1 protein-coding gene is annotated in these 950 nt (G+C 37.1%); it reads right to left on the reverse strand.

Annotated elements, in window-relative coordinates; translation table 11 throughout:
- Nucleotides 1–654, reverse strand: a 654-nt coding sequence (locus tag AC1DUW_RS30510; RefSeq protein ID WP_477644404.1) for a 3-hydroxyacyl-CoA dehydrogenase family protein, incomplete at its 3' end; no start/stop codon positions are given.
- Nucleotides 655–950: the final 296 nt, after the last annotated feature.

A 950-nucleotide genomic window follows, 5' to 3' on the forward strand; every position in this document is an offset into this window, starting at 1 on the left:
GGCTGTATCAATATCCTCAGCAGTGGCTACGCCCTCTTTTAAGAGATAAAAGGCTTCCCGCATCAAGGCAGTTTGCAGACGATTGGCAATGAATCCTGCTATTTCTTTTTTTAAAAGAATCGGAGACTTGTCTATTTTTCGAATTAAATCAAGTGTAGCCTCGACGACTTCCGGCTTTGTTTCATTATGCTGAACAATTTCAACTAAAGGAACCAGATGCCCAGGATTAAAAAAATGCGCGATTATCATCCGGTCTGCAAACGAAGCAGTCTCCATCAATCGAGAAATCGGGAAGGTCGATGTATTTGAAGCAATAATCGCATCCTCTTTCACTATTTGCTCCAATTGTTGATACAGGTCCAACTTCAATTCAATGACTTCCGGAATAGCCTCAATTATAAAGTCAGCATCCCTAACGGCCTCCTTCAAGTCAACCTTATATGTAATATTAGATAAAGCACCCTGCATTTCCTGTTCAGTCATAGCACCTTCTTCAATGAGCAGGGATAGATTCTCAGATATTCGATCTAGGGCTTTCGATAGAAACTCTTCTTTAATATCGTTGATAGTGACGAAATACCCGCTAACTGCGAATGACTGAGCGATTCCACTCCCCATTACACCTGAACCGATAATTGCTATATTTTTGATCATTTCGTTTCTCCTTTCTTATCCATGATATTTCCTACATTTTACTCAACTTATATACATGCAATATCCATGCCAACCCTAAGAGTAAATAAAAATCTTTTGTTATTTTAAAAATTATGATAGACTCTAAATCAATAACCATCCCCCCATATTTTTATTACCTTCCCTTGATATTTTAAATTTGCTTTCATATGAATATTCCCTATATATCAAACTAAACTTTTTGACAGATTTAGACCGTTACATTTTTTTTGGAGGAATGTAATATGGTTAAAGATAAAGTGGCGATCATTACGGGG

The sequence above is a fragment of the Peribacillus sp. P4_C12 genome, assembly GCF_056402095.1.